The following is a 7914-nucleotide window of genomic DNA, read 5'->3' as shown; positions in this document are numbered from 1 at the left end:
TGATGCTGATACTGGCGATACCCTTAGTTACAGTGATAATGCTGACTATGGCAGTCTTAGTGGTAATGTGTTTACATGGGACACTGACCTAAATGATGCAGATGTTTACTCTATCGATTTCACTGTGACCGATTCCTCCGGTGCTGCGGATACTGAGACCGCTACAATAACCGTTACCAATGTAAATCAGGCCCCTGATCTTTCAACTATCAGCCCAGTTACTGTAAGCGAAGGTGCTACTGTCACCATTACTCTTGAGGCTACTGATGCTGATACTGGCGATACCCTTAGTTACAGTGATGATGTCGACTATGGTAGTCTTAGTGGAAATGTGTTTACCTGGACTCCCGGTTATACCGATTCAGGTGTCCGTCATATCGAGTTTACTGCCTACGATGGTCAGGATTATTCTGTTCCAGAGGTTGCGACAATCACTGTCAAGAACGTCGATCGCCCAGTGGTACTTGACCCAATCAATAATAAGATCGCCTACGAAGGCAGCCCTCTTAATTTCACCATTTCAGCATATGATCCCGATGAGGGCGATACTGTAACTTATGACTCTGAGGGTTTGCCGGGTGGTGCTATCCTTGACCAAACAAGTGGTGCATTTAGCTGGACGCCTAATTATGATGTAGATGAGGGTGATCATGTTGATCATGTTGTCAAATTCATTGCTCGTGCCAATGGCAAATATGATAATGAGACAATCACAATAACCGTTAATGATGTTAATCGTGCACCGGTTATGACTGCGATGTCTGATTATGGAGTCTCTGAGAATGAGACAGTTACTATTACCCTTAGTGCCACTGATGCTGATGGTGATACTCCGTTATATTACTCTACGAATGCAAGCGTTGGAACTTTGACCGGAAATATATTCAACTGGACTCCAACTTATACCGACAGTGGTCCTCACTATATTAGTTTCACAGTAAGAGATAGGGCAGATGGTGACAGCGAAGGTCTTAGCGATACCGAGGCTATTGTCATTCGTGTGAATGATGAAAATGCTCCACCTGAGTTTAATGAAGTAGGAAATCAAAGCGTAGATGAGGGATCAACGCTTAGGTTTTCAGTTATAGCGACCGATGTAGATGATGGCGATGTATTGGAATATTCAGCACTAGCGTCCGACAGGCCATCTGGATCTGAAATTTCTTCTAATTCAGCTGGAGAACTGATATTTAGCTGGACTCCCGGTTATGGGGACGAAGGTAATCATACTGCTACATTTAAAGTAACAGATCACTTTTACACTGTTTCTCTTGTAGTTTATATAGAAGTCGATGATGTAAATCATGCACCTGTCTTCAATTCACTACAGCCAAGTTATACTATAAATGAAAGTGAAGAACTTGAAATTACTCTTGGTACCAGTGATGAGGATAATGATTCTCTTACTAAGTGGGTAAACAACACTGTAAGCGCATCCGGTACACTTGTTGGAGATGTATATGTATGGGATACTGACTATCTTGATAGTGGTACTTACGAGATAGAATTTGCAGTATCAGATGGTAAAGTAACCACAGTTAGAACAACCACAGTAACAATTAATGATGTAAATGCTCCTCCTGTACTTTCATCCATAGGTTCTAGAAGTGTTACAGAAGGATCAACACTTACATTCACCCTCACTGCAACAGATGTAGACGGTGACACTCTCACCTATTCTGCTCAGAACCTGCCAGCTAATGAAACACTTAACGCAACGACCGGTAAATTCATATGGAAACCTGAAAGCGGTGATGCAGGGACATACAATGTAATATTCTCTGTTAGTGATGGAATTAATACTGATTCTGAAACCGTTACTATAACCGTTACTGCAGCTTCATCAAGCAGCAGCGGTGGTGGCGGCAGTGGCGGCAGTTCCAGTAGCGATAGTAGTAGTGGCGGCGGTGGCGGTTCTGTAGGTACTGGTGAAGTGTTCGAGAACATAGCCCTTGCAGATTATGTGCTTGCCTCAGTTATCAAGGATGTAGAGACAGTTTTCACCTTTAAGGAGATCAACGATATTGTTTCTGTAAGCTTTACTTCAAAGTACAATGCAGGTCAGGTAAAGGCAGTCGTTGAAATATTGAAGGGTACATCAGCTCAGGTGAGTTCCGCTGCACCTGGTGTTGTTTACAAAAATATGAATATCTTCGTAGATACAAGTCTCCCTCCTGAGGTACTGGGAAATTCAAAGGTCAATTTCAAAGTAGATAAGAGCTGGGTAAATGGAAAGGATATTAACACTTCCACAATCGTACTTTGTAGGTATTATAGTGGTAACTGGGGCCAGTTGGCAACCGAAATGACAGGTGAAGATGAGGGGTATTTCTATTTCACATCAGAATCACCTGGTTTCTCTCAATTTGCAATCTCGAGTATAGTCCCCCAGGTCGTAGGAGGTAAATATGTGTCTGAGAACATTGTAACCCTTTTCCGTGCAGGGAATGATCCAATGTCAGCGGAAGATTCAACTCAGATGGAGTTGACACCCGAGGCAGACCAGAAAAGCAGTGCATCAGCGTTTGGGTTTGTAGTTTTGTTGGTGCTGGCTGGTCTTGGCATCATGTATTGGGCTGTTAGACCAGAACCATAAAATAAACTGCTAAAATAAACTTTGTATGCAAAGTCTAAATCAGGGCGATAAGTGTTTCAGGTCGATCACTAAGATTAATATATCGGTGAGACAGATTATGAATACACTGGTGTCTTTGCATACAATTATTTTTTATATTAACTTCCATTATTTTAACATATTAAATATATCGGGTTAATTATATTCAGTTAGCTTTATGATTTTAAAAGCTCAAGATAAGGACATTATGGAGGAGTCTTTATCTTGAGGTTAGTAAAGCATAAATTTCCATGTTCAATTGGGAATTCAAAAAAATTGAAAAACGCAGTGCGAGGTTCAACAGCACTTAAAATAATGTTAATATTTGCATTTATTACTTTTTCACTGACAGCGGCAGCCACAGTTGCAAGCGCAGCATCTGTCGGAACAGTATCCATTAGTTCAGATGAGATAATTCTTGGTGAGAGTGCACAGGTAGAGATATCCATCTTGAATAGTGTGAATGTAACAGGCATGAACATTGTACTTACATATGACTCAAGTATTATATCCCTGGACAGTGTTTCATCAGATTATACAGTGACCAATGATGATGCTGAAGGGACTCTTACGATAGAACTCAGAGAGCTGAATTATCTTACTAATACTGGTTCAGTTCCAGTAATAGATCTGACATTCAATGCAGTAGCAGGTGGTAGTTCATCCCTAAGTTTTCAGGATGTAGAGATTCTAGAAGACGAAAATGTATCTCCGCCCAGTGCTACTAGTGAAGGTGTAATAACTGTAACAAGCACAGATACTGCTCCTGTGCTTGACTCGATAGGAGACCAGTTCGTCGATGAAGGTGATACCCTTAAGTTCACGATTTCCGCCACCGATGCTGAAGATGATGATATAACCTACTCTACCACCGGTCTTCCAAGTGGGGCTTACTTCAATTCAGATAAAGGTGATTTCCGCTGGACACCGGGTGCAGGCACTGCCGGTGATTATAATGTGGAATTTATCGCTACTGCCAATGATCTTACTGATAGTGAAACGATTACGATAACTGTAAGTGGACCTGATCAGGCTCCTGTATTGTCTGGTATTGGTAACAAAGAGGGTGTAGTAAAGCATGCTCTTAGTTTTCCAGTTCATGCCGAAGATCCCGATGGGGATGATGTGACTTATTCCCTTGGAATTTATCCAGATGGAGCTACCATTGGTTCGACAAGTGGTATTTTCAGCTGGACTCCCAGTTTGACAGGTAATTTTTATGTAAATTTCATTGCTACTGCTAATGGTGTTACTTCTTCTGAACAAATCAAAATAACAGTGACGGAGGACAGTGCTCCAGTACTCGCTTCAATTGGTAGTAAGAATGGCAACGAGGGTGAACTTCTTAGTTTCACTATTTCTGCAACTGATCCAAATGGTGATGATATAACTTACTCCGCTAACAATTTACCAGGCGGCGCTTCCATCGATTCAACAACAGGCGCTTTCCGCTGGACTCCTGATTATGATGCAGAAGGTACCTACAATGTAGATTTTATTGCATCATCCTATGGACTTACTGACAGTGAGAGCATTACAATAACTATCGATAATGTAGATCGACCTCCGGTTCTTGATTCTATTGGCAACAAGGCAGTTAGTGAGAATGAATTTCTTAGTTTCAACATATCTGCTAATGATCCTGATGGAGACACTGCAATAACATACTCTGCCAGAAACCTTCCAGAAGGCGCTACATTTAACCCAGGTACTGCTACTTTCAGCTGGACTCCTGGTTATAATGATTCAGATAATTATGACGTAGAGTTTATTGCTAATTCCAATGGTCTTACAGATAGTGAAACCATTACAATAACAGTTGGTGATTATAACAGGCCGCCTGAACTTTCATCCATAGGTTCTAAGAGTGTCAAGGAAGGAGATAAGCTTACAATTACTCTCTCAGCAACCGATTATGATTCAGATGATCTAACATATTCCGTGCAGAACATGCCAGACAATGCAACTTTTAATACAACTGGCAAATTCATCTGGACACCAGAAAGTGGGGATGCAGGGACATACCATGTGTTATTTTCAGTTAGTGATGGGACGACAGATAATTCTGAAAACGTAACTATAACCGTTACTGTGCCTAGCTCCAGTTCCGGCGGTGGTGGCAGTAGTGGCAGTAGTAGTTCCAGCAGCAGTAGTGGTGGTGGCGGCGCTTTGACAAGCGCAGAGGAGTATGATAATATCGCTCTCAAGGATTATGCCCTTAAGATGTCAGTTCTCAAGGATGAAGAAACCGTTTTCACTTTTGGGAAGGTGGGCAATAGCATCGATTCAGTTAGCTTCACTCCAAATGTCAATGGAGGCCAGGCTAAGGTAGTAGTTGAAATGTTGCAGAGCACTTCATCTCAGGTAGGTTCTGTTGCACCTGGTGATGTTTATAAAAACATGAATATCCTTCTTGATACAAGTCTCGTACCTGCTGCAATAAAAAAGATTAACATTGTTTTCAAAGTAGAGAAGAGCTGGGTCAACGCAAGCGATATTAATGTTTCCAATATCGTACTTTGCAGATATTCCGGTGGTGAATGGGGGCAGTTGGCAACCGAGATGAAGGAAGATGATGCAGACTATTTCTATTTCAAATCAGAAACACCTGGATTCTCTTCATTTGCTATCTCAAGCATAGATACATCTCTTGCATCGACCTTATCACCAACTGCAAATACTGTAAGCATTCCTCAGTTGGAGGACAGCTTGATGTCAACAGCTGATTCTGCCCAGATGGAATTGGACCTCGAAGCCTCCCCGAAAAGTACTTCCGCATTTGGATTTGTGGTTGTACTGATACTGGCAGGTATCGGAATTATTTATTGGGCTGTCAGGTTAGAGTAAAAGATACTGTCATAAGTGATGGGATATCAGAAATGTGGTTAGGTGTTACGGGCATGTCAAAAAACAAAGCCTGTAACATTTATTAATCATCCTTTTTTCTTTTTTCAGGATAATAAATAAGTAGTGTATGCTAATGCCATATTTCTATAATTTTGTTTATTTATTATTTATTTATTAATTTCTAATATGATCATTTTTTAAGATATCGGGACCTTCTTCTTTATGAGAGGGTTTTGTGAAAAGAAAATAAGTTTTAAGGATTTAAAAATCATCATAATTTTGATTTAATCCCTTAATCTTATCTATAATCGGATTTATTAATAAAAAGGGAATATTTTCAGGGAGAGATTATGCTGGAAAAAATGTTTAATCCGAATTCTGTAGCCGTGATAGGTGCTTCCAGGACAAAAGGTAAGGTCGGGCGAGCTGTACTTGAAAATCTGATGCAGAACAGTAAACTTAAGATAATACCTATCAATCCAAATGTTGATGAGATACTTGGACTTCCATGTTATCCCAATATTTTGGATGTTCCGGAAGATATGAAAGCAGACCTTGCAGTAATAGTGGTTCCGGCAAGGATGGTTCCGCAATCTATTGATGAATGTGGCAAAGCAGGAGTTAGAAACGTAATTGTCATATCTGCAGGCTTTAAAGAAGCAGGTGTAGAGGGTGCACGCCTTGAACGTGAGTGCATTTCCCTTTGTGAGCGGTATGGCATCAATATGATAGGCCCAAACTGTTTAGGTATCATCGATACTGGCTCAGGTCTGAACGCCTCTTTTGCAGCCAACATTGCTTATGAAGGCAACATTGCAATGATGTCACAGTCCGGTGCAATATGCACAGTAACACTTGACTGGGCTGAGAGAATTGGCGTTGGTTTTTCAAAATTCATTAGTCTTGGTAACAAAGCAACACTTGCAGAAAACGATTTTTTGCAGTTGTTTGAAGAAGACGATACTACAGCAGTTATTGCAGCCTACCTTGAAGGTGTCAAGGATGGCCCTGAATTCATAAAAATAGCACAGCGTGTTTCCCGTTCAAAACCCATAATAATTGTTAAATCAGGACGAACATCAGTTGGTTCCAGAGCAGTATCATCACATACAGGTACATTGGCGGGCTCTGATGCTGCCTATAATGCAGCTTTTAAACAAGGTGGTGTCATACGTGCAGATTCCCTGGAGGAAATGCTGGATTATAGCCGTGCTTTCTCAGTATGCCCTCTGCCAGAAGGAAGAAATATCGCCATAATAACAAATGCAGGTGGTCTGGGTATTCTCACTGCTGATGCATGTTACAATGCAGGTCTTTCAATAGCATCATTTGAAGAATCCACAGTTGCGCGCCTAAGGGAAAAGCTGCCTCCTGCAGCTAACTTCTATGATCCGGTGGATGTTCTTGGAGATGCCGGTGCGGATCTCTATGAGCATGCGCTTGATGTTGTCCTTGAAGATATCAATGTTAATGGTATCATTGTCCTTGTATCTCCCCAGTCAATGACAGATGTACCGGGAATTGCTGAAAAGGTTGCAGAAAAGATAAAACGATCAAAGAAACCGATACTGTGTAATTTTGCAGGTGGGAGCAGGATAGCTGCAGGCGAGGAAGTTCTCAATAACTATGGCATTCCAAATTATTCTTCTTCAGAAAGGGCAGTTGCAAGTATGAGTGCCCTTTGTAATTATTTTACAATCAAGAATCATAAAACGGAACAACCTGAAAAACTCACATATGACTCAGAATTTGCCCGTTCATTCATAGATACTGCCTCAGCAGAAAAACGCAGGACACATGGCCTTGAGTCAATGGACATACTAAAAGCATATGATATCCCGGTAGTGGATTCAAGGATCGCAACGACACTTCCTGATGCAATAAGGGCTGCAGAGGGCATGGGATATCCGGTTGTCATGAAAATATTATCTCCAGATATCTCGCATAAGACCGATGTAGGTGGTATCCGTCTTAACCTGAAGCATGCGGATGACGTTGAACGTGCTTATAACTCTATGATGTCCGATGTAAGGCATTACATGCCGGATGCTGCTGTAACCGGTGTACAACTCCAGAAGATGGTAAGTGGAGGAAAAGAGGTGATCATAGGTATGGACAGGGATCCACAGTTTGGTCCTCTGTTAATGTTCGGCCTTGGAGGGACATATGTTGAATTCCTGAAGGATGTTTCATTTGCAGTTGCACCTATCAGTACAGCAGAGGCAAAGCACATGGTGTCATCTATTAAGACGTACCCCTTGATAGCAGGAGTGAGGGGAGAGGTAGCATCAGATATTGATTCTATAATCCAGACTCTGCTAAAAGTGTCACAATTGGTAACGGATTTTCCGGAGATACTGGAATTTGAAATTAATCCTTTAATGGTCATGCCCGAAGGTCAGGGGTGTGTTGCAATGGATATCAGGTTTACACTGGATAGTTAAATGAGTTTA

At 41.4% G+C, this 7914-nt stretch carries 3 protein-coding genes; all 3 read left to right on the top strand.

The window, feature by feature from the left end; all coding sequences use genetic code 11:
* On the top strand, positions 1 to 2596 hold a 2596-nt coding region (locus QZZ23_RS00695), incomplete at its 5' end, for a PGF-pre-PGF domain-containing protein (RefSeq protein WP_292466272.1).
* Between the two features lie 333 nt (positions 2597 to 2929).
* Positions 2930 to 5461, top strand: a complete 2532-nt coding sequence (locus QZZ23_RS00690) for a putative Ig domain-containing protein (RefSeq protein WP_292466271.1) — start codon at positions 2930 to 2932, stop codon at positions 5459 to 5461.
* 350 nt (positions 5462 to 5811) lie between these two features.
* Entirely contained in the window at positions 5812 to 7905 is a 2094-nt protein-coding gene (locus tag QZZ23_RS00685; protein WP_292466270.1) for an acetate--CoA ligase family protein, read from the top strand.
* Positions 7906 to 7914: the final 9 nt, after the last annotated feature.

Origin of the sequence: Methanolobus sp. (assembly GCF_016278385.1) — an archaeon.
Lineage (GTDB): Archaea > Halobacteriota > Methanosarcinia > Methanosarcinales > Methanosarcinaceae > Methanolobus.
This window is presented reverse-complemented; position numbering and strand designations above follow the sequence as displayed.

Bases quoted from the DNA above. Each gene is read 5' to 3' on its own strand.
- QZZ23_RS00685 (WP_292466270.1), top strand. From the start codon at position 5,812: ATGCTGGAAAAAATGTTTAATCCGAATTCTGTAGCCGTGATAGGTGCT.
- QZZ23_RS00690 (WP_292466271.1), top strand. From the start codon at position 2,930: ATGTTAATATTTGCATTTATTACTTTTTCACTGACAGCGGCAGCCACA.